At 73.0% G+C, this 23,053-nt stretch carries 24 protein-coding genes and 1 pseudogene; 19 read left to right on the top strand and 6 right to left on the bottom strand.

Going from position 1 to position 23,053, the window contains the following annotated elements; translation table 11 throughout:
- Position 1 precedes the first annotated feature (1 nt).
- The 3 genes from resB to ACZ63H_RS26510 all read left to right on the top strand — a co-directional run bounded on the left by resB (position 2) and on the right by ACZ63H_RS26510 (position 3,311).
- The gene (resB, locus tag ACZ63H_RS26520; RefSeq protein WP_469869088.1) at positions 2 to 1,711 is read left to right on the top strand and encodes a cytochrome c biogenesis protein ResB; all 1,710 of its coding nucleotides are present in this window, start codon (positions 2 to 4) and stop codon (positions 1,709 to 1,711) included.
- Entirely contained in the window at positions 1,708 to 2,790 is a 1,083-nt protein-coding gene (gene ccsB, locus ACZ63H_RS26515; RefSeq protein WP_469869086.1) for a c-type cytochrome biogenesis protein CcsB, read from the top strand. Before resB ends, ccsB begins: the two co-directional genes overlap by 4 nt.
- 110 nt (positions 2,791 to 2,900) lie before the next feature.
- Positions 2,901 to 3,311: an SRPBCC domain-containing protein gene (locus ACZ63H_RS26510; RefSeq protein ID WP_469869084.1), complete on the top strand. Its 411-nt coding sequence runs from the start codon at positions 2,901 to 2,903 to the stop codon at positions 3,309 to 3,311.
- 199 nt (positions 3,312 to 3,510) lie between these two features.
- On the opposite strand, the gene ACZ63H_RS26505 is transcribed toward ACZ63H_RS26510, so the two are convergent.
- A complete protein-coding gene (locus tag ACZ63H_RS26505) occupies positions 3,511 to 6,312 on the bottom strand; it encodes an AfsR/SARP family transcriptional regulator (protein ID WP_469869082.1) in 2,802 nt (933 codons plus the stop codon).
- Between the two features lie 139 nt (positions 6,313 to 6,451).
- On the opposite strand from ACZ63H_RS26505, the gene ACZ63H_RS26500 reads away from it, so the two are divergent.
- The 8 genes from ACZ63H_RS26500 to ACZ63H_RS26465 all read left to right on the top strand — a co-directional run bounded on the left by ACZ63H_RS26500 (position 6,452) and on the right by ACZ63H_RS26465 (position 13,301).
- Positions 6,452 to 7,903 (top strand): menaquinone biosynthesis decarboxylase, encoded by a 1,452-nt coding sequence (locus ACZ63H_RS26500; protein WP_469869080.1) that lies wholly within the window; start codon positions 6,452 to 6,454, stop codon positions 7,901 to 7,903.
- Complete coding sequence (gene mqnP / locus ACZ63H_RS26495) at positions 7,900 to 8,802, top strand: menaquinone biosynthesis prenyltransferase MqnP (protein ID WP_469869078.1); 903 nt, start codon at positions 7,900 to 7,902, stop codon at positions 8,800 to 8,802. The genes ACZ63H_RS26500 and mqnP overlap by 4 nt, the downstream gene beginning before the upstream one ends.
- Before the next feature lie 138 nt (positions 8,803 to 8,940).
- Positions 8,941 to 9,603 carry a UbiX family flavin prenyltransferase gene (locus tag ACZ63H_RS26490; protein WP_469869076.1) on the top strand — a complete coding sequence of 221 codons (663 nt, stop codon included), beginning with the start codon at positions 8,941 to 8,943 and terminating at the stop codon, positions 9,601 to 9,603.
- Between the two features lie 52 nt (positions 9,604 to 9,655).
- Positions 9,656 to 10,111 (top strand): Lrp/AsnC family transcriptional regulator, encoded by a 456-nt coding sequence (locus ACZ63H_RS26485; RefSeq protein ID WP_362197700.1) that lies wholly within the window; start codon positions 9,656 to 9,658, stop codon positions 10,109 to 10,111.
- Positions 10,112 to 10,149: 38 nt separating this feature from the next.
- Positions 10,150 to 11,313, top strand: coding sequence for an aminofutalosine synthase MqnE (gene mqnE / locus ACZ63H_RS26480; RefSeq protein WP_469869073.1), 1,164 nt, complete (start codon positions 10,150 to 10,152; stop codon positions 11,311 to 11,313).
- A gap of 329 nt (positions 11,314 to 11,642) precedes the next feature.
- Positions 11,643 to 12,167, top strand: a complete 525-nt coding sequence (locus tag ACZ63H_RS26475) for a GNAT family N-acetyltransferase (RefSeq protein WP_469869071.1) — start codon at positions 11,643 to 11,645, stop codon at positions 12,165 to 12,167.
- An 88-nt stretch (positions 12,168 to 12,255) separates the two neighbouring features.
- Entirely contained in the window at positions 12,256 to 12,564 is a 309-nt protein-coding gene (locus ACZ63H_RS26470; RefSeq protein WP_469869069.1) for a DUF4229 domain-containing protein, read from the top strand.
- Positions 12,565 to 12,644: 80 nt separating this feature from the next.
- Positions 12,645 to 13,301: a TetR/AcrR family transcriptional regulator gene (locus tag ACZ63H_RS26465; RefSeq protein ID WP_469869067.1), complete on the top strand. Its 657-nt coding sequence runs from the start codon at positions 12,645 to 12,647 to the stop codon at positions 13,299 to 13,301.
- Between the two features lie 13 nt (positions 13,302 to 13,314).
- On the opposite strand, the gene ACZ63H_RS26460 is transcribed toward ACZ63H_RS26465, so the two are convergent.
- Positions 13,315 to 14,160, bottom strand: coding sequence for a MaoC family dehydratase (locus ACZ63H_RS26460; RefSeq protein WP_469869065.1), 846 nt, complete (start codon positions 14,158 to 14,160; stop codon positions 13,315 to 13,317).
- 231 nt (positions 14,161 to 14,391) lie between these two features.
- On the opposite strand from ACZ63H_RS26460, the gene ACZ63H_RS26455 reads away from it, so the two are divergent.
- From ACZ63H_RS26455 to ACZ63H_RS26440, 4 genes are all read left to right on the top strand, one after another.
- On the top strand, positions 14,392 to 16,338 hold the full coding sequence (locus ACZ63H_RS26455) for an AMP-dependent synthetase/ligase (protein ID WP_469869063.1): 1,947 nt from the start codon (positions 14,392 to 14,394) through the stop codon (positions 16,336 to 16,338).
- Positions 16,339 to 16,377: 39 nt separating this feature from the next.
- Complete coding sequence (locus ACZ63H_RS26450; RefSeq protein ID WP_469869061.1) at positions 16,378 to 16,959, top strand: DUF6232 family protein; 582 nt, start codon at positions 16,378 to 16,380, stop codon at positions 16,957 to 16,959.
- Entirely contained in the window at positions 16,956 to 17,303 is a 348-nt protein-coding gene (locus tag ACZ63H_RS26445; protein WP_469869059.1) for a hypothetical protein, read from the top strand. The genes ACZ63H_RS26450 and ACZ63H_RS26445 overlap by 4 nt, the downstream gene beginning before the upstream one ends.
- A 170-nt stretch (positions 17,304 to 17,473) precedes the next feature.
- A complete protein-coding gene (locus ACZ63H_RS26440; protein WP_469869057.1) occupies positions 17,474 to 18,355 on the top strand; it encodes a LysR family transcriptional regulator in 882 nt (293 codons plus the stop codon).
- Positions 18,356 to 18,412: 57 nt separating this feature from the next.
- Here ACZ63H_RS26440 and ACZ63H_RS26435 read toward each other — a convergent pair whose 3' ends face one another.
- Positions 18,413 to 19,042 carry a class I SAM-dependent methyltransferase gene (locus ACZ63H_RS26435; RefSeq protein ID WP_469869055.1) on the bottom strand — a complete coding sequence of 210 codons (630 nt, stop codon included), beginning with the start codon at positions 19,040 to 19,042 and terminating at the stop codon, positions 18,413 to 18,415.
- Positions 19,043 to 19,104: 62 nt separating this feature from the next.
- Between ACZ63H_RS26435 and ACZ63H_RS26430 the strand changes: the two genes are divergently transcribed.
- Complete coding sequence (locus ACZ63H_RS26430; protein ID WP_469869053.1) at positions 19,105 to 19,401, top strand: hypothetical protein; 297 nt, start codon at positions 19,105 to 19,107, stop codon at positions 19,399 to 19,401.
- Here ACZ63H_RS26430 and ACZ63H_RS26425 read toward each other — a convergent pair.
- Positions 19,398 to 19,712 carry an AzlD domain-containing protein gene (locus tag ACZ63H_RS26425; protein ID WP_469869051.1) on the bottom strand — a complete coding sequence of 105 codons (315 nt, stop codon included), beginning with the start codon at positions 19,710 to 19,712 and terminating at the stop codon, positions 19,398 to 19,400. The genes ACZ63H_RS26430 and ACZ63H_RS26425 overlap by 4 nt on opposite strands.
- A complete protein-coding gene (locus tag ACZ63H_RS26420; protein WP_469869049.1) occupies positions 19,709 to 20,425 on the bottom strand; it encodes an AzlC family ABC transporter permease in 717 nt (238 codons plus the stop codon). Before ACZ63H_RS26420 ends, ACZ63H_RS26425 begins: the two co-directional genes overlap by 4 nt.
- Before the next feature lie 68 nt (positions 20,426 to 20,493).
- Here ACZ63H_RS26420 and ACZ63H_RS26415 point away from each other — a divergent pair, with 68 nt between their 5' ends.
- Positions 20,494 to 21,060: a helix-turn-helix domain-containing protein gene (locus ACZ63H_RS26415; protein ID WP_469869162.1), complete on the top strand. Its 567-nt coding sequence runs from the start codon at positions 20,494 to 20,496 to the stop codon at positions 21,058 to 21,060.
- Between the two features lie 149 nt (positions 21,061 to 21,209).
- On the opposite strand, the gene ACZ63H_RS26410 is transcribed toward ACZ63H_RS26415, so the two are convergent.
- On the bottom strand, positions 21,210 to 21,413 hold the full coding sequence (locus ACZ63H_RS26410) for a cold-shock protein (protein WP_016645643.1): 204 nt from the start codon (positions 21,411 to 21,413) through the stop codon (positions 21,210 to 21,212).
- A 285-nt stretch (positions 21,414 to 21,698) separates the two neighbouring features.
- Between ACZ63H_RS26410 and ACZ63H_RS26405 the strand changes: the two genes are divergently transcribed.
- On the top strand, positions 21,699 to 22,547 hold the full coding sequence (locus ACZ63H_RS26405; RefSeq protein ID WP_469869046.1) for a menaquinone biosynthetic enzyme MqnA/MqnD family protein: 849 nt from the start codon (positions 21,699 to 21,701) through the stop codon (positions 22,545 to 22,547).
- A gap of 35 nt (positions 22,548 to 22,582) precedes the next feature.
- Positions 22,583 to 23,053: pseudogene (locus tag ACZ63H_RS26400) on the top strand (hypothetical protein); the annotation flags it as partial.

Raw genomic sequence — 23,053 nt, 5'->3', positions numbered from 1 at the left:
GATGAGCAAGACCGACACCGACACCGGCCCGGACCGGGAGGAGCTGGGCGCGGCCGGCTCCCAGCTGTCCACCGCCCCGCAGGAGGAGGCGGTGAGCCTGCCGGGCCTCGGTGTCATCGGCTGGGCCCGTTGGTTCTGGCGGCAGCTGACCTCCATGCGGGTGGCGCTGCTGCTGCTCCTGCTGCTCTCGCTGGGCGCGATCCCCGGCTCGCTGATCCCGCAGACCGGCGCGGACGCCACCAAGGTCGAGGACTTCCGCGCCGCCCACCGGACGCTGGCGCCGGTCTACGACAAGCTCGGCCTGTTCCACGTCTACAGCTCGGTGTGGTTCTCCGCGATCTACATCCTGCTGTTCGTCTCCCTCATCGGCTGCATCATCCCCCGCACCTGGCAGTTCGTCGGCCAGCTGCGCGGCCGGCCGCCGGGCGCCCCCAAGCGGCTGTCCCGGCTGCCCGCCTCCACCACCTGGACCACCACCGAGGACCCCGAGAAGGTCCGCGAGGCCGCGCTCGCCCTGCTGAGGAAGCGCCGCTTCCGCGCCCATGTCGCCGGTGACGCCGTCGCCGCCGAGAAGGGCTATCTGCGCGAGCTGGGCAACCTGGTCTTCCACATCGCCCTGATCGTGCTGCTGATCGCCTTCGCCTCCGGCCAGTTGTTCAAGTCGGACGGCACCAAGCTGATGGTGGAGGGCGACGGCTTCTCCAACGCGCTGCCCATGTACGACGACTTCAAGTCCGGCAGCCTCTTCGAGCCCGACGACCTGGTCCCGTTCAGCTTCGACCTGAAGGACTTCAAGGGGACGTACGAGCTGACCGGCCCCAACAGGGGCACCCCGCGCACCTTCCAGGCGAGGATCCGCTACAGCAAGGGCGCGTACGGCAAGGAGACCACGACCACCGTCAAGGTCAACGAGCCGCTGAAGATCGGCGACTCCAAGGTCTACCTGGTCAGCCACGGCTACGCCCCCGTGATCACCGTCCGGGACGGCCGGGGCAAGGTGGTCTACCGCGACGCCGTGCCGCTGCTGCCGCTCGACGGCAACGTCACCTCCCAGGGCGTCGTCAAGGTCATGGACGGCTACCGCGACGCCAAGGGCGTGAAGGAGCAGCTCGGCATCAAGGCCTTCTTCCTGCCGACCTACGGCGGCACGGGCACGGAGATCGCCTCGTCCTTCCCGGCGCTGCTGAACCCGGTGCTGAACCTGGAGCCCTACCACGGCGACCTGGGCGTCGACTCGGGCCTGCCGCAGAGCGTGTACCAGCTCGACAAGACCCACATGAAGGACTACAAGGACGCCAAGGGCGCGCAGCTGAGGGACAACCTCAAGCCCGGCGAGACCATGAAGCTGCCGAACGGCGCCGGCACCGTCACCTTCGAGAAGGACGTCAAGGAGTGGGCCGGCTTCGAGATCGTGCAGGAGCCGGGCGGCGGCTGGGCGCTCGGCGGCGCCCTCGCCGCGATCCTCGGCCTGGCCGGGTCCCTGTTCATCCAGCGCCGCCGCGTGTGGGTGCGGGCGGTGCGCGGCGCCGACGGCGTCACGGTGGTCGAGATGGCCGGGCTCGGCCGCAGCGAGTCGGCGAAGGTGCCCGAGGAACTGGGCGAACTCGCCGGACACCTCTACGACCGGGCGCCGGCCGCGCCCGGACCCGACGAACACCCCGCACCCACACCCGACCGCCACGTCGTACCTGCCGAAGGGGCTGAGAAGTGACTCTCGCCGCCGCGACCAACGAACATCTCGCGAGCGTCAGCAACACGCTGATCTACTCGTCGATGGCCGTCTACACCCTGGCCTTCTTCGCCTACATCGCCGAGTGGCTGTTCGGCAGCCGCAGCAAGGTCGCCCGGACGGCCGCCGCGCTCACGGCCGAAGGCGCGCGGACGGCCGGCGGACCGGCCGTCGCCGTGCGCAAGGGCGGGGGCACCGCCGTGCTGGAACGGCCCCGGGTCGTCGTCCGCTCGGCGTCCGGCGCGCGGGACGTGCCGGACGGGCCCGGCGCCCACGGTGGCGACGAGCAGGGCGACCTGTACGGCCGGATCGCCATCTCCCTCACCGTGCTCGCCTTCCTGGTGGAGCTGGCCGGTGTCGTCGCCCGCGCGGCCTCCGTGGAGCGGGCGCCGTGGGGCAACATGTACGAGTTCAACATCACCTTCTCCACGGTCGCCGTCGGCGTGTACCTCGCCCTGCTGGCGCTGAAGAAGAACGTGCGCTGGCTCGGGCTGTTCCTCACCACCACGGTCCTGCTCGACCTGGGTCTCGCGGTCACCGTCCTGTACACGGCCAGCGACCAGCTGGTGCCGGCCCTGCACTCGTACTGGCTGTACATCCACGTCTCCACCGCGATCTTCTGCGGCGCGGTGTTCTACGTCGGCGCGGTCGCCACGATCCTGTACCTGTTCAAGGACTCCTACGAGAACAAGCTCCAGGCCGGCGGCAAGCCGGGCCGGTTCGCCTCCTCGGTCCTGGAGCGCCTGCCCGCCTCCGCGTCCCTGGACAAGTTCGCCTACCGGATCAACGCGGCCGTCTTCCCGCTGTGGACGTTCACGATCATCGCGGGCGCGATCTGGGCGGGCGACGCCTGGGGCCGGTACTGGAACTGGGACCCGAAGGAGACCTGGTCCTTCATCACCTGGGTCGCCTACGCCTGCTACCTGCACGCGCGGGCCACGGCCGGCTGGAAGGGCCGCAAGGCCGCCTACCTGGCGCTGATCGCGTTCGGCTGCTGGCTGTTCAACTACTACGGCGTCAACATCTTCGTCTCCGGCAAGCACTCCTACGCGGGCGTGTAGGCCCCCGCCGTCCGGCACGAGGCCGGTCCCCGCGACACGCGTCGCGGGGGCCGGCCTTCGTCGTCCTGGGCAGGCGTGCGCGGGTCCGGGGCCGGGGGCAGGCTGGAGACATGAGCGGTTCCATCGCACAGGGCACCAGCCAGACCCACGGGAACACGCACATCCTGCACTTCGTCGTGCGGCTCGCGCGGGGCATGGAGGAGGTCTGGCCCGCGGTGTCCACGCCCGAGGGGCTGGCCGCCTGGTGGACCGTCGCCGATGTGCTCGAACCCCGGCTCGGCGGCGCGGTCACCCTGCGCGGGCTGGGCAGCGGGCGGGTCACCGCGTGGGACGTGGACCGGGTCGCGGAGTACACGGTGGAGGGCGGCGGCCGGATCCGGTTCCACCTGGAACGGGACGACGAGGACGGCACCGCGCTCCGCCTCACCCACGAGTTCCAGGGCGAGGCGGAGTCGGAACAGCGCTGGCGGGACCGTCTCGAACGACTGATCGAGCAGCAGGGGCGGGAGCGCACCCGCTAGCCCCGCCGCGTCCCGGTGGCGGCCGCCGGCCGGCCCGTTCAAGGTTCCTCGCAAGGTTCGTCCCAGGCCGGCCGGTCATCGTCGGTGGTGTGGTTCCGGCCCGGTCCGGCGCACCACCCACGGGGGCGGTACGGGGAGGGCTTCCTCCCCGTACCGAGGACCCGTACCGAGGTCCCGTGCCGGGTCCCGTGCCGGGGTCTCAGTCCAGGGCGTCGAGCAGGGCGCGGGTCTGGGCGACGCGGGCGGGGTTGACCTGCATGTCGCGGAAGACGGCGAGCGCTTCCTCGTAGCGGCGGCGCGCGGCGGCCCGGTCGCCCAGGGCCTGGTGGGCCTCGCCCAGGTGGACCAGGGCCTCGGCCTGGCCGAAGCGGTGGCCCAGGGTCCGGTGCAGTTCCAGGCAGCGCTCGTGGCAGCGCAGCGCCCGGGCGTGCTCGCCGAGCTGCTGGTAGGCGTAGCCGAGGGTGTCCAGGGTGTCGGACTGCCCGCGCAGGTCGCCGAGTTCCTCCTGGAGGGCCAGGGCCCGTTCGCACTCGGCCACGGCCTGCCGGTGACCGCCCGTCTGCACGTGGTCCCACGCCACCGCGTTCAGGGCGCGGGCCAGCCCCGCCCGGTGGCCCAGCCGGGCGAAGAGACCGACGGCCAGTTCGTCGTGGCGCAGCGCCGCCGGACGGTCGCCGGTGTGCTCGTACAGCCAGCCCAGCGCCAGATGGGTGTGGGCCTCGGAGAGGGGGTGGCCGCCGCCTCGCACCAGGGACAGCGCCTGGTCCAGCCGGTGCCGTGCCGAGGCGTGGTCGCCGGCCTCGATGCGCTCCAGGGCCAGCACCCGGTGGGACTCGTTCTGTGCGGCCGTGTCGCCGAGCCGGGTCGCGGCCCGCAGCGCCGTCTCGTGCACGGCGGCGACGTCGCTCCACCGTCCGCGCCGGGTCAGGAAGGTGGTCAGGGCCCAGGCCAGCTGCCAGGCGTGGATGTCGTGGCCGTGCCGCGCCGCCTGGTGCACGGCCGCGATCAGCACCGGCTGCTCCCGGGTGAACCACGCCATGGCCGCCTCGTGCCCGGTGATCTCCTCCGGCCGTACTCCCTCGGCCGCCGGGGGCAGCCGCACCGGGTCCCGGTGCGGCAGCAGCAGCCGGTCCGCCGACCAGGCGGTGCGCAGGAAGTGGTCCAGGACGCGGACGCGGGCCGACCGGGCCTCCGGGCCGTCCGCGGGGCCGGCGACCTCCAGGGCGTGGGCGCGCAGCAGGTCGTGGCCGGCGAACCGGCCGGGGGCGTGCTCCTGGAGGAGGTGGCGGGTGCGCAGCCGGTGCAGCACCCGCAGGGCCCCCGCCGGACCCAGCCCGGTGAGGCTGCCGGCCGCGGGCGCCCCGATGTCCGGTCCGGGCGCCTGCGCGAGCTGGCGGAAGACCCGGGCGGTGTCCGCGTCCAGCGCCCGGTAGGAGGCGGCGAGGACGGCCCGTACGTCGGTGGCGCCCTCGCCGGTGCTCAGCGCGTCCAGGCGGCTGCTCGCGCGCAGTTCCTCGGTCAGGGCGGTCAGGGTGGTGACCGGGTTGGTGGTGATGCGCCCGGCCAGCACGCTCAGGGCGAGCGGCAGCCCGGCGCACTGGCCGGCCAGTTCGGCGGCGGCGCCGGGCTCCGCGGCGACGCGTTCGGCACCGAGCCGGCCGGCCAGCAGCTCGCGGGCCGTGGCGGGGTCGAAGGCGTCGACGGTGAGATGGGTGACCTGGTGCGCGGCGGTCAGCCCGGTGAGCTGGTCCCGGCTGGTGACCAGCACCGCGCAGCCGGGGGTGCCCGGCAGCAGCGGCAGCACCTGCGCCGAGTCCCGGGCGTTGTCCAGGACGACCAGCATCCGCCGGTCGGCCAGCAGGCTGCGGTACAGCGCGGCCTGGGCGTCGAAGGCCGCCGGGATCCGCCCGGGGTCGACACCGAGCGCGTCGAGGAACCCGCGGAGCACCCTGCGGGGGTCGGCGGGTTCCCCCGCCGGGGTGAAGCCGTGCAGGTCGACGAAGAGCTGTCCGTCGGGGAAGCGGTGCTGCCGGCGGTGCGCCCAGTGCAGCGCGAGGGAGGTCTTGCCGACCCCGCCGATGCCGCAGACCACCGTCACCGGCAGGGTGGCGCGCGGCCCGGTCTGGGCGGCGAGGGCCTTGTCCAGGACGGCGAGTTCGGCGTCCCGGCCCACGAAGTAGGCGGGCGGTGCCAGCAGTTGCCGGGGCACCGGGGGCCGGACCCCGGCGGGCGGGACGGACTCGGGCGGGGCCGCTTCGGGCGGGGCCAGCGCCGGGTCGTTGGCGAGGATCCGCCGGTGCAGGCCGCGCAGGCGCGGGCCCGGGTCCGCGCCCAGCTCCCCGGCCAGCCGGCGCCGCAGGTCCTGGTAGTGGGCGAGGGCGTCGGAAGGGCGGCCGGCCCGGTACAGGGCGAGCATCAGCTGACCGGCCAGCCGCTCGTCCAGCGGGTGGGCGCGGGCCTTCTCGGTCAGCTCGGCCAGCAGCCCGTCGTGGAGCCCGGCGCGCAGCCGGAGGTCGATGTGGTCCAGTTCGGCCGCCAGCCGCTCGCGCAGCAGCACCTGGCGCCGGTCGTCGAACCACGGGACGTCCACGGTGGCGAACGGCTCCCCGCGCCACAGCCCCAGCGCCCGCCGCAGCAGGTCCGCCGCCTCGGTGCCGTCGGCCGTGCGGGCCCGGGCCACCAGGTCGCGGAACAGGTGCAGGTCCACCGAGAGCGGATCGGCTTCGAGGACGTACCCGCCGGGGCGCCGGACGAAGGCCACCTCCGGGGCCGGCCGCAACGCCTGGCGTAATCGGGACAGGTAGCCGTACAGCGTCTCCCTGGTGCGCCGCGGCGGCCGGTCGCCCCACACCCGGTCCACCAGCGTGTCCACCGGGACCGCCCGGCCCACGTCCACGAGCAGCGCGGCCAGCACACACCGCTGCCGCATGTGCCCCACGTCCACCACGCGGCCCCCCAGCCGCACCTCGACCACGCCCAGCAGACCGAACTCCACCGTCATCCCGTCCCCTCCCCGCCCCCCACCGTAGGCACCCCTCCCCGCGCCCACCAGCCACCCGCGCACGGGAGCCGGACGCACCCCCGCCGGAACCGGGGGGTGGGCACCGGGACAAAGCGGTACGTCGGCGATACTGGGGCACATGGCTTACGACGATCTTCGCTCCCTGCTCCGGGCGCTGGAGCGCGAGGGCGACCTCAAGCGCATCAAGGCCGAGGTCGACCCGCATCTGGAGGTCGGGGAGATCGTCGACCGGGTGCAGAAGTCCGGCGGTCCGGCGCTGCTCTTCGAGAACGTGCGCGGCTGCGACCTCCCCCTCGCGATGAACGTGTACGGCACCGACCGCCGCCTGCTGAAGGCGCTGGGCCTGAAGTCGTACGACGAGATCTCCGACAAGATCGGCGGTCTGCTGCGCCCCGAGCTGCCGCACGGCTTCGTCGGCGTGCGCGAGGCCTTCGGGAAGCTGGGCGCGATGGCCCACGTCCCGCCGCGCAAGGTCAAGGAGGCACCCGTGCAGGAGGTCGTCCTGCACGGTGACGACGTCGACCTGGACCGGCTCCCGGCGCTGTTCACCTGGCCGAAGGACGGCGGTTCCTTCTTCAACCTGGGGCTGACCCACACCAAGGACCCCGAGACCGGCGTCCGCAACCTCGGCCTGTACCGCCTCCAGCGCCACGACCGGCGCACGATCGGCATGCACTGGCAGATCCACAAGGACAGCCGGAACCACTACCAGGTCGCCGCGCGCCGGGGCGAACGCCTCCCGGTCGCCATCGCCTTCGGCTGCCCGCCCGCCGTGACCTACGCCTCCACGGCGCCCCTGCCCGGCGACATCGACGAGTACCTCTTCGCCGGCTTCCTCGCGGGCAAGCGGATCGAGATGACCGACTGCAAGACGGTCCCGCTCCAGGTGCCCGCCCACGCCGAGGTGGTCCTGGAGGGCTGGCTGGAGCCCGGCGAGATGCTGCCCGAGGGCCCCTTCGGCGACCACACCGGCTTCTACACCCCGCAGGAACCGTTCCCGGCGCTGAGGATCGACTGCGTGACGATGCGCAGGCGCCCGCTGCTCCAGTCGATCGTCGTCGGCCGCCCCCCGACGGAGGACGGCCCCCTCGGCCGGGCCACGGAACGCTTCTTCCTGCCCCTGCTCAAGATCATCATCCCGGACATCGTGGACTACCACCTGCCCGAGGCCGGCGGCTTCCACAACTGCGCGATCGTCTCGATCGACAAGAAGTACCCGAAGCACGCGCAGAAGGTGATGCACGCCATCTGGGGGGCGCACATGATGTCCCTCACCAAGCTCATCGTGGTCGTGGACGCCGACTGCGACGTGCACGACCTCCACGAGGTGGCCTGGCGGGCCCTCGGCAACACCGACTACGCCCGCGACCTCACGGTCGCCGAAGGCCCCGTCGACCACCTCGACCACGCCTCCTACCAGCAGTTCTGGGGCGGCAAGGCAGGCATCGACGCCACCCGCAAGTGGCCGGAGGAGGGCTACACCCGCGACGGCGGGTGGCCGGACATGGTCCTGTCGGACCCGGATACGGCGGCCTTGGTGGACCGCCGCTGGAAGGAGTACGGACTGTGACGTCAGCCTCCGCCGCCCTCGCCCGGCCGGGCCGGACCAAGGCGTTCCTCCGCCTGGTGATGATCGAGCACTCGGTCTTCGCGCTCCCCTTCGCCTACATCGCCTCCCTCACGGCGATGTACGAGCGGGACGAGAACATCCACTGGGGCCGCCTGCTCCTGGTCACCGTCTGCATGGTCGGCCTGCGCACGTTCGCGATGGCGGTCAACCGGATCATCGACCGGGAGATCGACGCCCGCAATCCGCGCACCGCGCACCGGGAACTGGTGACGGGCGCGATGTCGGTGCGGCACGCGTGGACCGGCGCGCTGATCGCCCTCGCGGTCTTCCTGGGCGCGGCGGCCCTGCTCAACCCGCTGTGCCTGGCCCTCGCGCCGGTGGCCGTGGTGCCGATGGTGGTCTACCCCTACGGCAAGCGGTTCACCAACTTCCCGCAGGCCATCCTCGGCCTCGCCCAGGCCATGGGCCCGGTCGGCGGCTGGCTGGCGATCAGCGGCCAGTGGTCGTGGGACGCGGTGATCCTCGGCCTGGCCGTGGGCATCTGGATCGGCGGGTTCGACCTGATCTACGCCTGCCAGGACGTGGAGACCGACCGCGAGATCGGCGTGAAGTCGGTCCCGGCGCGCTTCGGCATCCCGGCCGCGATCCGGGGCGCCCGCGTGTGCCACGCGATCACCACGGCCCTGTTCGTCTGGTACGCCCTCGCCACCGGCGCCGGCGCGTTCTTCTGGCTGGGCCTGGTGATCGTCGCGGCGGCCTTCGGCTACGAGCACAGGATCGTCCGCCCCCACGACCTGACCCGTCTGAACAGGGCGTTCTTCAGCGTCAACGGATTCATCGGCATCGCCTTGTTCGTCTGCGCCCTGATGGACCTGCTGGTCCGGGGACTCACCGTCTGACCCGCTCCCGCACTTCGCCGGGGGCACGGCCGGGTGGCCGGACCGCGCCCACCGGGCCGCCTTCAGACCCCCACCGGTCCTGAGCCCCTTGGCGTCCGCCGGTACGCTCAAGGTGTGAACGCAGGAGAAACGCAGCGCGTGCCTTGGATCGTGGGGGTGTCCGGAGCTTCCGGGACGCCGTACGCGGCGGCCGTGCTGCGGGCGCTGCTGGCGGCCGGGGAAGCGGTGGACCTCGTGGTCAGCCGGGCCTCGCGGCTGACGCTGCTGGACGAGACGGGCCTGCCCTTCCGTGACGCCCACTGGCAGGACGACCTGCGGGAATGGCTGGCCCGCGGCGCCGACGGCAAGCCCGGCACCTTCGACGTGGACGTCAGCGGCGTCCGCCACTGGAGCGCGGGCGACCTCGCGGCCGGCCCCTCCTCCGGCTCGTACCCGGCCCGCGGCATGATCGTCGTGCCCGCCTCCACCGCCTGCGTGGCCGGTGTGGCGCTCGGCCTGTCCAAGGACCTCCTCCAGCGCGCGGCGAGCGTCACGCTGAAGGAGCGCCGCCCGCTGGTCGTGGCCGTACGGGAGACCCCCTTGAACGGCCAGACGCTGCGTCACCTGGTCACCCTGGACGACGCGGGTGCCGCGGTCGTCCCGGCCTCGCCCGCCTTCTACGCGGGCGCCACCCACATCCAGGACCTGGTGGACTTCGTGGCCGGCCGGGTGCTGGACGCGGCGGGTGTCGCCCACGGCCTGTACCGGCGCTGGCGGGGAGAGCTGGGCGGCGGTTCGGCGGACGGTTCGCGGGGCGAGTAGCAGTACGTACCTCTCATCACTTCAGGAACTTTCACCGGAAGGCTTCGATCGCATGGACGCGGTGGACAGGCAGCTCATCCAGGCCCTGAGGGAGAACGGCCGGGCCTCGTACGCGGAGCTGGGGCGCCTGGTCGGCCTGTCGGGCCCCAGCGTCACCGACCGCATCAACCGGCTGGAGGCGGCCGGTGTCATCACCGGGTACCGCGCCACGGTGGACGCGGCCTCCCTCGGCCTCGGTGTCACCGCCCTGATCGGCATCTCCCTCTCCGACGCGGCCGACCACGAGGACGTGGCGCAGCGGCTGCGGGACCTGCCGGAGATCGAGGACTGCTGGTTCATCGCGGGCGACGACTCGTACATGCTCAAGGTCCGGGCGTCGGACGTGGACGGCCTGGAGCGGACCATCCGCCGGCTCAGCGGCACCAAGGGCGTCTCCCGGACCCGCACCACGATCGTGCTGTCCACGAAGTGGGAGAACCGGGTCGGGGAGCTGCCCGAAGAGGTGTAGGGATACCGTTGGTCGGGCTGTCGTAGAAAGGTGTTGCCATGGACGTCGGGCTCAAGCGCGAGCTGGAGGAGAAGGTCCGTTCCGGTGAGCGGCTGACCCGCGAGGACGGCATCGCGCTGTACGCGTCGGACGATCTGGCCTGGCTCGGCGGCCTCGCCCACGAGGTGCGGACCCGTAAGAACGGTGACGTGGTCCACTTCAACGTCAACCGTCATCTCAACATGACGAACGTGTGCACCGCGTCCTGCGCGTACTGCTCGTTCCAGCGCAAGCCGGGCGAGAAGGACGCGTACACGATGCGCATCGAGGAGGCCGTCAAGCTGGCCAAGGCGATGGAGTCGGAGAACCTCACCGAACTGCACATCGTCAACGGTCTGCACCCGAACCTGCCCTGGCGCTACTACCCGCGGTCGCTGCGGGAGCTGAAGCAGGCGCTGCCGAACGTCTCGCTGAAGGCGTTCACCGCGACCGAGATCCACCACTTCGAGACGATCAGCGGGCTGTCCGCCTCGGAGATCCTGGACGAGCTGATCGACGCGGGCCTGGAGTCGCTGACCGGTGGCGGCGCGGAGATCTTCGACTGGGAGGTCCGGCAGCACATCGTGGACCACCGCACCCACTGGGAGGACTGGTCCCGCATCCACCGGCTGGCGCACGAGAAGGGGCTGAAGACCCCGTGCACCATGCTGTACGGCCACATCGAGGAGCCGAGGCACCGCGTCGACCACGTCCTGCGGCTCCGTGAGCTGCAGGACGAGACGAACGGCTTCCAGGTCTTCATCCCGCTGCGCTACCAGCACGACTTCGTGGACATGAAGGACGGCAAGGTACGCAACACCCTCCAGGCGCGTACCTCGATGGCGACGGGCGCGGAGGCGCTGAAGACCTTCGCCGTGTCCCGGCTGCTGTTCGACAACGTCCCGCACGTGAAGGTCTTCTGGGTGATGCACGGCGTGCAGACCGCCCAGCTGGCCCTCCAGCACGGCGCGGACGACATGGACGGCTCGGTGGTCGAGTACAAGATCACCCACGACGCGGACAACTACGGCACGCCGAACAAGCTGACCCGCGAAGACCTCCTGGACCTGATCCGCGACGCCGGCTTCCGCCCCGTGGAACGCAACACCCGCTACGAGATCATCCGCGAGTACGAGGGTCCCGACCCGTCCCGCCGCGACGAGCCCCAGCCGATGCGGGTCTGACGATTCGGCCGCTTCCGAGGCGAGGGCCCGGCGTCCCCGTCCGAGGGGCGCGGGGCCCGGGCCCGCGGCCGTGACGGCCGGAACGAGGGGTACCCGCCCGGCATGCCGGCGGCCCGGGCGTCGGCGCTTCCGGCGCCGAAGACGGCGGACCGCCAGGGGAAACCGTTCGTCGGCCCGGCGGGCGGGCTGCTCGACCGGGCGCTCGGCCACCAGGCCCTGGTACGCCGCAGGCCGTCGTCTCGCGCAGGCTCGGCGCCTGGCGGCGGCCCGGGTCCTCGGGTGACGGAACCCACCCGGGAGAGGCCGCAGGTAATAGGTACACTCCCCTGATGCCTCTTACCTTCACTCTCGATCCCGCCGTCACCCCGGCCCTCCGCGACGGGATCCTCGACCTGTGGACGGACGTCTCGAACGCGGGCGGCTCCGTCGGCTTCGTCGCCCCGGTGACCCGCGACGAGATACGGCCCGAGCTGGTGCGCCACCTCGTGCAGATGGCCGAGGACCGCACCCGGCTGCTCGTCGGCCACGACGAGGCCGGCCGGATCGCCGCGACCGCGTTCCTCACCCGCAACACCCACAGGCTGATGACCCACTGGGTGGGGCTGTACACGGTGATGGTCCACCCCCGCCACCAGGGCCGCGGCTACGGCCGCGACCTGCTGGCCGCCGCCGAGGACGCGGCCCGCGGCCTCGGCGGCGTCGAGGCGATCCGGCTGACCTGCCGGGGCGGGCACGGCCTGGAGCGGTTCTACGCCTCCTGCGGCTACAAGGAGGTCGGCCGGATCCCGGACGCCATCCGCGTCGCGCCCGGCGACGACCGCGACGAGATCGTCATGCTGCTGCCGCTCGTCTGACCCCCTTGCGCGACCCCCCTGAGTGATCGGCATCGGGTCGTGCTTCACTGGACGATGACCCTGTTTGGAATCGGACGAGTGGATTGAGATGCTCCGCTACACGCTGATGCGCCTCGGAATCTTCGCGGGCTGCCTCGTGATCGTCTGGGGAGCCGTCTACTCGGGCATCTTCCCGCGCGGCTTCGGTGACTCCAACCTCCTGTGGGTGCTGCTGCTCTCCCTGATCCTGTCGGCACCGATCAGCTGGGTCGTGCTGCGCAAGGAGCGGGACCGGGCCTCGGTGCGCATCGTGCACAAGGTCGACCGGATGAAGGCCAACCTGGATGCCAACCGCAGCCAGGAGGACTTCGCCGACGACACCGCGCGGGCGCAGGGCGGGGCCACCGCCTCCAGCTAGCACATGCCCGGGTCGGCGGGGTGCTCCCTGCCGGTACGCGCTCGGCCGGGGACGGCTCCCGGCCGAACTAGTCTTGCCCCATGGGTGCCGTGAAGACCAAGCGGATGCCGAGGGCGGTGCGCGAGCAGCAGATGCTCGACGCCGCCGTACGGATCTTCGGGCAGCGCGGGTACACGGCCGCGTCGATGGACGAGATCGCCGAACTCGCGGGCGTGTCCAAGCCGTTGGTCTATCTGTACCTGAACTCCAAGGAAGACCTCTTCACCGCCTGCATCCGCCGGGAGGCCGCCGCGCTCACGGCGGCCGTGCGCGCGGGCGTACGGCAGGACGCGCCCGTCGACCGGCAGCTCTGGGACGGGCTGCGGGCGTTCTTCGCGCACACCGCCGAGCATCCGGACGGCTGGTCGGTGCTGCATCTGCAGGCCCGCAGGCACGGTGAACCGTTCGTGTCCGAGGCCGCCGCGATGCGCGCGGAGATCGTGGCGTTCGTGACGCGGCTGGTGGCGGTGGCGGCGCGGGAGGCGCACCGGGATCCCGACCTGCCGGAGCGCGAGGTGGCCGGGCTCGCCGAGGCGCTGGTCGGCGCGGCGGAGTCGCTCGCCGCGTGGGCCAACACCACTCCGGAGGTGACGGCCCGTCAGGCGGCCACCACCCTGATGAACTTCGCCTGGTCCGGCCTGGGCAACCTCATGCGGGACAGGGTCTGGACCCCGCCGCCGGACGACGGCAGGCCCTAGCCCGGGCCGCTCCTCACCCTCCCCGGACCGCCCCCTCCACGCACAACCGTCCGCCGGCGCCCCGCAGTTCGAACCGTCCGTCGCCGTCCGCCCCGTACCGCACGGTCCCCGGCAGCGGTACCGGAGCGCGGAAGCGGGCCCGCACGACGGTCGCGGCCGGGGTGCCGTGGGCGGCGAGGCAGCGGGCGAGGGTCCACATGCCGTGGGCGACGGGCCGGGGGAAGCCGAAGGGCCGGGCGGTGAGCGGGTGCAGGTGGATGGGGTTGCGGTCGCCGGACACGGCCCCGTACCGCCGCCCCACATCCCCGCCGAGCCGCCACTCGGCGACGACGGGAAGCTCCTCGCCGGCCTCCGCCGGGCCGCGCGCCGCCGCTTCCCCGGTGCGGGCCAGGTACCCGCTGCGGGACACCCACACCGGCCGGCCCCCGCCCCCGCCCGCCCGCACGGCGGTCACCACCACCGCCTCGGTCCCCCGCCGCCGCGCCGCCAGTCCCTCGACCCACACGGAGACCTCGTACGTCCCGTCGGCCGGCAGCGCGGCCCGCCGCTCGATCTCGACGGACGTGTGGACCAGCCCCAGCAGCGGCAGCGGGAAGTCCCGGCCGCTCATCAGCCGCATGGCCAGCGGGAAGCCGAGGAGGTGCGGGTAGGTGAGGGGGAGGGCGGTTCCGCCGGTGGCGAAGCCGCAGACCCGCTCGTAGGCGACCAGGCGCGCGAGGTCGACCCGCACGCCGGGCAGCACCAGCCGCGTGCCGGGGACGGCCGCGTCCGGGGCCGGGCGCCTGAAGGGGGAGCGCAGGGCGCCCCGGGCCAGCAGGGGGCCGAGCGCGGGTGGCGCGGCGAGGGTCACGGTGTGCATCGCATCACGCCCCCAGCGGTCTCTCCGAATCGCCTACTCTGAAGTAACGTTACCGGAGGTAAGTCGAGTGGGCGGGTGCCCCCCGAGGCTGCACATCCCCGGCCCCGGACCCTCCCGGAACCCGCACAACCCCCTCACAGTGGAGTCGTACGATCACCAGGCCTGACCAGCGGTAACCCCGCCCCGCACCCGGGGTCCGCCGCCGGTGCGCGCACGCCAGAGGAGCCGCCCGTGTCCACGCCGTACCCGAACGCCCCCGTCTCCTCCGGCGCCCCGGTCTCCGCCACCGACTACGACGGCCTCCCGGTCCTGGTCCAGCCCCACGTACGACGGCTGGACGGCGCGGTGCGGGAGGCGTCGGTGCCGCCGTTCGCGCCGCCGGTCACGCACGGCTCCCTCGCCGACCTGCCGTACGAGAACGCGGAGTCGGCCCCCGAAGCGGTCGTCCTCGGCCGCAGACTGCCCGACGGCCGCTGGACGGACGTGACGGCCGCGCGGTTCGCCGCCGAGGTGCAGGCGGTGGCCAAGGGGCTGATCGCCGAGGGCCTGATGCCGGGCGACCGGATCGCGATCATGGCCCGTACGACCTACGAGTGGACGCTGCTGGACTTCGCGGCGTGGGCGGCCGGACTGGTCACCGTGCCGGTGTACCCGACCTCCTCCGTCTTCCAGACCCGCTGGATCCTGCACGACTCCGGCGCGGTCGCCCTGGTCACCGAGACCGTCGCGCAGGCCGCCGCGATCGGCCCCGAACTCCCGCGCCTGCCCGACGTACGGCACGTGTGGGTGATGGAGAAGGACCACGTGGACCGGCTCGCCGACGCGGGCGCGCACGTACCGGACGCGGAGGTGGGCGTGCGCCGGGGCATGCTCGGCCCCGACACGCTCGCCACGCTGATCTACACCTCGGGGACCACCGGCCGCCCCAAGGGCTGCGCCCTGACGCACGGCAACTTCTTCGCCGAGGTGGACAACGCCATCGAACTCCTCCACCCGGTGTTCAAGGCGCGGGACCACGAGCCCTCGGTGCTGCTCTTCCTGCCCCTGTCCCACGTCTTCGGCCGGATGGTCGCCATCGCCTGCGTCCGGGCCCGGGTCCGCCTCGGCCACGCGCCCAGCCTGGCCCCGGACGACCTGCTGCCGGACCTGGCCGCGTTCCGGCCGACCGCGCTGCTGACGATCCCGTACATGCTGGAGAAGGTGTACAACTCCGCGCGCGCGGCGGCGGAGGCGGGCGGCCGGACGGCGGTGTTCGACCGGGCGGCGGCGGTGGCCCGGCGCTACGGCGAGGCGCTGGAGGCCCACCAGACCGGCACCGGAGCCGGCCCGGGCCGCGCCCTGAAGACCCAGCGCGCCTTCTACGACCCCCTCGTCTACCGCCGCATCCGCGCCGCCCTGGGGGGCCGGGTCAGATACGCGATCTGCGGCGGCTCCCCGCTCGGCCGGCGCCTCGCCGCGTTCTACGCGGGCGCGGGCATCGAGATCTTCGAGGGCTACGGCCTGACGGAGACGACCGCCGCGACCACGGTCACCCCGCCGCTCAAGCCCCGGCTGGGCACGGTGGGCTGGCCGCTGCCCGGGACCCGGGTGCGGATCGCGGCGGACGGCGAGATCCTCGTGGCCGGCGACCACGTGCTGCGCGGCTACTGGGACCCCCAGGCGGGCGGGGTGGTCCCCGCGACCCGCGACGGCTGGCTGCCCACCGGGGACCTCGGCGCGCTGGACGACGAGGGCTACCTGACCATCACCGGCCGCAAGAAGGAGCTGCTGATCACGGCGGGCGGCAAGTCGGTGGCCCCGGCCCCGCTGGAGAACTGGCTGCGCCAGCACCCGCTGATCTCCCAGGTGGTCCTGGTGGGCGACGGCCGCCCCTACGTCACCGCGCTCATCACCCTCGATGCCGACGGCATCACCCACTGGCGCCAGATGCTCGGCAAGCACCCGGTCCCGCCGGAACTCCTGGTCGGCGACGAGGAGCTGACGGCCGTCCTCCAGCGCGCGGTGGACGAGGCGAACAAACTCGTCTCCCGCCCGGAGTCCATCCGCCGCTTCGCCGTCCTGCCGACGGACTTCACGGAGGCGGCGGGACACCTGACCCCCTCGATGAAGCTGCGCCGGGACCGGATCCTGCGGGACTTCGCGGCGCAGGCGGAAAGCCTGTACGAGCGCCGGGAGTAGGCCGTAACCTGCCGGAACGCCGACATCACGGGGAAGTACATGAACGATCCGAACACCACGGGCCACCCTTTGCCCGAGCCGCCACCCCAGCCCCCGCTGCCGCCCCCGGTGACGGGGGCCACCCTCGTCCTGCGGGTCAGCCGCCGCATGCTGTGGGCGGGGTCGGCGGCCTTCCCGCTGCACAACATCACGATGGTCGACGCCTACATGTTCCGGCCCAGCCGGGTCGCGGCGCTCTTCCGCTGCCTGAAGTGGCTGATCGGCGCCTTCCTGGTCTACCTGGCCTACGCCGCGCTCAACGCCCTGGACAACCCGGGCGGCGGGGGAGTCGACAACCCCGCGTTCCTGGTCGTCCTCTGCCTCGCGGCGCTGATCGTCCCCGTCAAGGACCTGCTGGCGCCGCCGAAGCCGGTGCTGTCCGTCCAGGTGGCCAGCGGCTCGGCCCTGGTGGTGACCCTGCCGAGCCTGGAGGAGCTGCGGCAGATCGCGGACCGGATCGCGTACGCGATCGACCACCCGGAGGCCGAGTTCACCGCGATCGTGCACCAGTACAACACCAACAACTACGGGCCGGTCGCCAACCTCAACGGCGGCCACGGGAACACGGGGTTCAAGCTGTGAGCGACACGACGAACTACTACGGGCAGGTCGCCAACATCAACGGCGGCCAGGGCAACGTCGGCTTCAACTACGGCACGGTGGGCGGTCCCGCCCAGGACGCCGAACTCCGCGCCGCCGTCGACGATCTGACCCGCGGCCTCGCGGACCTGCGCCGGCACCTCACCCCGGAGCAGGACCGGACCGTCGAGGAGGCCCTGCCCGCGCTGACCCCCGACCGTGCGGCTCTGCGCGAGCGCGGCCTGGTCCTGGCGTCCGTCGCCCAGATCGCCGCCGCCGTCGGCGCGGTCGGCGAACCCGTCGTGAACGCGGTGGGGCGCCTGATCGCGCTGCTCGGCCAGGGCTGACCGCTCGGTCGGCACCCGCTCCCCGCACATCCCGCGTCGTCCGGACTCGGCGGGGCGGGGAGCGGGTTGCCGCCTGGGTCGGTCGCGGCCCGGACACGATCCTCGTACGACGCCAACACCCAGTCAATCCTGGGGTTTTCTTCCCGGACCCAAGCGATAACTTGGGTCTCGTGACTCTGGACGACCTTCGTGTGTTCGTGGCCGTGTGCCGCGCGGGCAGCCTCAGTTCGGTCGCCCGGGACCTCGGCCGCACCCAGTCCGCCGTCAGCCAGCACGTGAAGCGGCTGGAGCGGGAGACCGGCGTCGCCCTGCTGGAACGCCGGCCGCGCGGGGTCGTGCCGACCCGGGCCGGCCGGATACTGGAGGCGGCGGCGGCCGAGGGCATCAACGGCCTCGACCTCGCCGTACGACAGCTGCGCGACCTCCTCGACGGGCACGGCGGCCACGTCCGCGTCGCCACGGGCGCCACGACCGTCCGGCACTTCATGTCCGACGCCGTCGTGGCCTTCCGCCGCCGTCACCCCGAGGTCAACCTGGAGTTCCGCACGGTCAGTTCGGGCCGGGGAAGCTTCGACGCCCTCGCCGACGGCACCCTGGACCTCGCCTGGATCACCATCGGCCCCCCGGTCCGCGGGATCGAACAGCGGACCGTCGTGGAACTGCCCTGGCTCCTCGCCGTACCGGCCGACGACCCCCTGTCCGGCCGCCCCCGCCTCGACCCCGCCGAACTGGCCGGCACCCGGCTCATCCGGCTCCCGCCCAACTCCGCCTCCGCCGCCCACCTCGAAGCGGCCTGCGCGGAACGGGGCGTGCGGTTCGCCTACGAGCCGAGCGTCGCGGACTGGGACACCGCCCTCCTCCTCGCCGAACTCGGCGTCGGAAGGGCGGTCGTCCCCGCCGTGCCCGGTCTGCCCGTCCCGGGCGACGGCCCCCTCCGGCTGATCCCGCTGCCCGGCCTGCGTCCCCTCCCCGTCGGCTGGGCCGTCCGCCGCTGGGACGCGCTCAGCCCGCCGGCCCGGGCCTTCGCGGACACGGTCGCCTCCGTGCGCTGAGCGACAGCCCGGCCCCGCACCGTCTTGCCCACCTCGCCCGCACGCCGCAGGCCCTGGTCAGCCGTGCCTCCGGGCGAGAAGGAACGCCTGCGGGGCCGACTCCCCGTGTTCGGCCACCCGCTCCCGCACAGTGCTGGAACGCACGGCGAAACCGGCGTCCCCCAGCAGCTCGGCCATCCGCCCGGGACGGCGCCGGTGGAAGTCCAGGGAGACGGGGTGGCCCCACGGACGGTCGAGGCGGAGCGGTTCGCCGCCGGTCTGGAAGGCGAGGAGGAGCCAGCCGCCCGGGGCCAGGACCCGGCGGAACTCGGCGAACAGTGCCGGGAGTTCGTCCTCGGGCGTGTGGATGGCGGAGTACCAGGAGACCACCCCGGCCAGCGCGCCGTCGGCCAGGGGCAGCGACCTCATCGAGCCCTGCCCGAACCGCAGCGTGGGGTACCTGCGGCGGGCGACCCGGATCATCGACTCGGACAGGTCGAGGCCGAACACGGACAGACCGAGCCCGTCGAGGTGCGCGGTGATCTCGCCGGGGCCGCAGCCGAGGTCGGCGACCGGCCCGGTGGGCCCGACCTGCTCGGCGTACGCGGCGAGCAGCCCCCGCTCCAGGGGCCGGTGGGCGAGCTGGTCGCGGAAGTGGACGGCGTAGTCCTCGGCGATGGTGTCGTAGAAGGCGCGGGTGTCGGTCATGGGGAGGGACCCTAACGGGCCGTGCCCACCAGCCCCGTAGGCTGACTGCCGTTGACCGTGACATGACGCGGGTACGGGCCGATGGACGAGGCGGCGGACGTCTTCCCGGCGCGGCGGCAGGGGGACGAACGACAAGAGGGCCCTCCGCCCACGGCACCAGCCTCGACGAGTGCCGCTGGATCCTGGAGGACGCCACGGAGCACAGCTGGACGCTGTCCGGGGCGGCGGCCGGCACCGAGTTCTGCGTCAAGCACCCCTCGGGGGACATCGCGCTGTTCGTCATCCAGGCCAAGTCGACCGCGATGCCGGAGTCCGCCTTCTTCGAAGGGGACCTGACCGTCTGGCGGGACGCGGCCTAATCCACCCCGGCCAGCCGCAGCAGCGCCGTCGTCGCGGCGGCGGCCACGACCACGACGGCGAACGGGGCCCGGCGCCAGGCCAGCGCCGCGCCGACCAGCACCCCGGCGGGGCGGGCCCAGCCCGCGAGGCCCCCGGACTCGGTCAGCGCGCCCGTGGCCAGCAGGGCGGCCAGCAGCACCACCGCGCCCGCCGACGCCAGCTCCTGCACCCGGGCCGGGACCGTGACCCGGCCGTGCAGCGCCGGGCCCACCAGCCGGAAGGCGTACGTGCCGACGGCCAGGGCGACGGTCACGGTGACGGTGGCGTTCACGGGGCGGCGCCCGGTCCGGCGGGGCGTCTGTGCAGGAACAGGCCGGCCAGCGCGAGCAATACCGGTATCCCGGCCGGTACGGCGGGCGTGACCGCGAGGGCGAGCGCGGCACCGAGCAGCGCGCACCGCCGTACCGTCGCGTCCGCGCGCAGGGCGGGCAGGACCAGGGCGGCCAGGACGGCGGGGAAGGCGGCGTCCAGGCCGTAGCGACCCGTGTCGCCGAGCGCGCCGCCGGCGAGGGCGCCGGCCAGGACGCCGAGGTTCCACACCGCGAACAGGCCGAGTCCGACGGTCCAGAACGCCCGGCGCCGCCGGGCCGGGTCCGGCTGGGCGAGGGCGAAGGCGACCGTCTCGTCCGTGACCAGGTGGGCGCCGAGGAACCGGCTCGCGCGGCCGGAGCCGATGATCTCGGCCACGGCGAGGCTGAAGGCGGCCGTCCGCGTGTTGAGCAGCAGCCCGGCGGTCACGGCGGCGGCCGGGCCGCCGCCGGCGAACAGCACGCCCACCGCGCTGAACTGGGCCGCTCCGGCGTACACCACGACGGACATCAGCACCGGCACCCACAGGGGCAGGCCGCCCGCGACGGCGACGGCGCCGAAGGACACGCCGACGATGCCGCCGGCCAGCCAGACGAGCGCGCTGTCCCTGACGAGGGCGCGGTCGTCGGCGCTGTCGGTGGGTCCGGCGGGACCCGTTCGCTGTGTCGAACGCACGTTTTTTATGATGAACGGTGAGTACATTGTCCGTCAAGACACACGATCGTGTGATGGAGCGAAACGACATGTCCGAGGCCACCCCCGCCCGACTCCCCCTGGAATGGATCGCCGCCTCCCTGAAGCGGGAGCGCGGTCGCGCCGGGCTGTCCCTGTCCGAGCTGGCCAGGCGGGCCGGCGTCGCCAAGTCCACGCTGTCCCAACTGGAGGCGGCGAGCGGGAACCCGAGCATGGAGACCCTCTGGACGCTGGCCGTGGCGCTCGGCGTGCCGTTCAGCGCGCTGGTCGAGCCGCCCGCGCAGCCGGTCCGGGTGATCCGGGCCGGCCAGGGGCCCGCGGTCCACTCCGAGCAGTCCGGCTATCTGGCGTCACTGCTGTCGGCCTGCCCGCCGGGCGCCCGCCGGGATCTGTATTTCGTCTGGCTGGAGCCGGGCGCCGTACGGGATTCGGAGCCGCATATTCCGGGGACCGTGGAACACATCGTGGTGAGCGAGGGCGCGGTGAAAGCGGGGCCGCGCGGGGAGACCGTGGAACTCGGCCCGGGGGACTACGTGTCGTACCGGGGGGACGTGCCCCACGCGTACGAGGCGCTGGCGGCCGGGACGAAGTTCGTGCTCGTCATGCAGCACGTGTGAGAGTTCCGGTCCGGGTGGGGCCGGTGCGACCCGCGACGGACCGGTGTCCGGCCGTGAACGGGAAATGAACGGGAAAAGGCAGGAGCCCCGTCGCCGGATGGCGTGGGGCTCCTTGGGTACTGCTCTCAGGTTCTGCGATCAGGCAGGAATCAGGCGGGGGTGACGTTCTCCGCCTGCGGGCCCTTCGGGCCCTGCGTGACGTCGAAGGTCACGGCCTGGTTCTCCTCCAGGGAGCGGAAGCCGCTGGCGTTGATCGCGGAGTAGTGAACGAAGACGTCGGGGCCGCCGCCCTCCTGGGCGATGAAGCCAAAGCCCTTTTCGGCGTTGAACCACTTAACGGTTCCGGTAGCCATAAGCCCTCCTTGGGCCCAAAAGGGTTGCCCTGCTCCAGAACCTGCAAGTGTGAAACGGTGCCGCACCACTGCATACTTCTGAAAACGACGAGAGCCCGCGGTCACATGCTCCGCAGGCTCTGTACTGCAAGGGAAACCAAACTGCAACTTGCGGCGAGCCTAGCACGGGGGCGCCGGAAAGCAATAGAGGTCAAGATCACTTCACCCGAATGTTTGAACGTCCGCTGAGCCGTTCGGGGTCGGGGTGGTCCAGGTGCCGTACGGGACGGGAGCTAGTCTCGCGATGTGGACAATTCTCGCACCCGGCCGCGTGTCGGCCACATCCAGTTCCTGAACTGCCTGCCCCTGTACTGGGGGCTCGCGAGAACCGGCACGCTGCTCGACTTCGAGCTGACCAAGGACACCCCCGAGAAGCTCAGCGAGGACCTGGTGCGCGGCGGCCTCGACATCGGGCCCGTCACCCTCGTCGAGTTCCTCCGCAACGCCGACGACCTCGTCGCCTTCCCGGACATCGCGGTGGGCTGCGACGGGCCGGTGATGTCCTGCGTGATCGTCTCCCAGTTGCCGCTGGACCGGCTGGACGGCGCCCGGGTCGCCCTCGGCTCGACCTCCCGCACCTCCGTCCGGCTCGCCCAGCTCCTGCTCGCCGAGCGGTACGGCGTGCGGCCCGACTACTACACCTGCCCGCCCGACCTCAGCCTGATGATGCGGGAGGCCGAGGCCGCCGTCCTCATCGGCGACGCGGCGCTGCGCGCCAACCTGGTCGACGGTCCCCGCTACGGCCTGGAGGTGCACGACCTCGGCGCGCTCTGGAAGGAGTGGACGGGGCTGCCGTTCGTCTTCGCGGTCTGGGCGGCCCGCCGGGACTACGCCGAGCGCGAGCCGGTCATCACCCGCCGGGTCCACGAGGCGTTCCTCGAGTCCCGCAACCTCTCCCTGACGGAGGTCGCCAAGGTCGCCGAACAGGCCGCCCGCTGGGAGGCGTTCGACGAGGCCACCCTGGAGCGGTACTTCACCACGCTCGACTTCAGCTTCGGCGCCCCCCAGTTGGAGGCGGTCGCCGAGTTCGCCCGCCGGGTGGGGCCGACGACCGGCTTCCCGGCCGACGTCCGGGTGGACCTGCTCCAGCGGTAGGCGCCGACAGTCCGCAAGGAGGCAGGGTGGCACACATGGCCGGGCTGACCACGGGCTCACTGGCCCTCGCGGCCGGGGTGTGGGGCGCCCTCGCGGGCGCACTGCTGCCCCGCGCCGCGTACCGCTTCTCCGTCCCCCACGGCGAGCCGTGGCGCGACCACTGCCCGACCGGCACCCATCCCGTCCGGGGGTGGCTGGGGAGCGCGGGCTGCGCGGAGTGCGCGGGCGCGGGGGGACGCGCGGAGCCGGGTGGGAACACGCACCACGGAAGGTCCTCCCGGCCGTCCCCCGGCCCGGCCGCCGGCGAGGCGTCCTCCGGGCCGGCCGACAGCGGAATGCCCTCCGCACCGGCCGTCGGTGCGGCACCCCAGGCGTCCCCCCAGGGGGGATCCCGCTCCGGGCCCGCCGACGGGGGATCCCGCTCCGGGCCCGCCGACGGGGGATCCCGCTCCGGGCCCGCCGACGGGGGATCCCGCTCCGGGCCCGCCGACGGGGGATCCCGCTCC

It is taken from the genome of Streptomyces sp. NPDC104831, assembly GCF_055583025.1.
The sequence above is the reverse complement of the archived record's forward strand: the minus strand, read 5'-3'. Positions and strand labels throughout refer to the sequence as shown.

What these genes read in the sequence shown, in the direction of transcription:
- ACZ63H_RS26430 (WP_469869053.1), top strand. Translation starts at nt 19,105, where the DNA reads ATGACGCGGGTACGGGCCGATGGACGAGGCGGCGGACGTCTTCCCGGC.
- ACZ63H_RS26465 (WP_469869067.1), top strand. Translation starts at nt 12,645, where the DNA reads ATGGGTGCCGTGAAGACCAAGCGGATGCCGAGGGCGGTGCGCGAGCAG.
- ACZ63H_RS26485 (WP_362197700.1), top strand. Translation starts at nt 9,656, where the DNA reads ATGGACGCGGTGGACAGGCAGCTCATCCAGGCCCTGAGGGAGAACGGC.
- ACZ63H_RS26475 (WP_469869071.1), top strand. Translation starts at nt 11,643, where the DNA reads ATGCCTCTTACCTTCACTCTCGATCCCGCCGTCACCCCGGCCCTCCGC.
- ACZ63H_RS26470 (WP_469869069.1), top strand. Translation starts at nt 12,256, where the DNA reads ATGCTCCGCTACACGCTGATGCGCCTCGGAATCTTCGCGGGCTGCCTC.
- ACZ63H_RS26510 (WP_469869084.1), top strand. Translation starts at nt 2,901, where the DNA reads ATGAGCGGTTCCATCGCACAGGGCACCAGCCAGACCCACGGGAACACG.
- ACZ63H_RS26450 (WP_469869061.1), top strand. Translation starts at nt 16,378, where the DNA reads ATGAACGATCCGAACACCACGGGCCACCCTTTGCCCGAGCCGCCACCC.
- ACZ63H_RS26500 (WP_469869080.1), top strand. Translation starts at nt 6,452, where the DNA reads ATGGCTTACGACGATCTTCGCTCCCTGCTCCGGGCGCTGGAGCGCGAG.
- ACZ63H_RS26460 (WP_469869065.1), bottom strand. Translation starts at nt 14,160, where the DNA reads ATGCACACCGTGACCCTCGCCGCGCCACCCGCGCTCGGCCCCCTGCTG.
- ACZ63H_RS26435 (WP_469869055.1), bottom strand. Translation starts at nt 19,042, where the DNA reads ATGACCGACACCCGCGCCTTCTACGACACCATCGCCGAGGACTACGCC.
- ACZ63H_RS26410 (WP_016645643.1), bottom strand. Translation starts at nt 21,413, where the DNA reads ATGGCTACCGGAACCGTTAAGTGGTTCAACGCCGAAAAGGGCTTTGGC.
- ACZ63H_RS26505 (WP_469869082.1), bottom strand. Translation starts at nt 6,312, where the DNA reads ATGACGGTGGAGTTCGGTCTGCTGGGCGTGGTCGAGGTGCGGCTGGGG.
- resB (WP_469869088.1), top strand. Translation starts at nt 2, where the DNA reads ATGAGCAAGACCGACACCGACACCGGCCCGGACCGGGAGGAGCTGGGC.
- ACZ63H_RS26415 (WP_469869162.1), top strand. Translation starts at nt 20,494, where the DNA reads ATGTCCGAGGCCACCCCCGCCCGACTCCCCCTGGAATGGATCGCCGCC.
- mqnE (WP_469869073.1), top strand. Translation starts at nt 10,150, where the DNA reads ATGGACGTCGGGCTCAAGCGCGAGCTGGAGGAGAAGGTCCGTTCCGGT.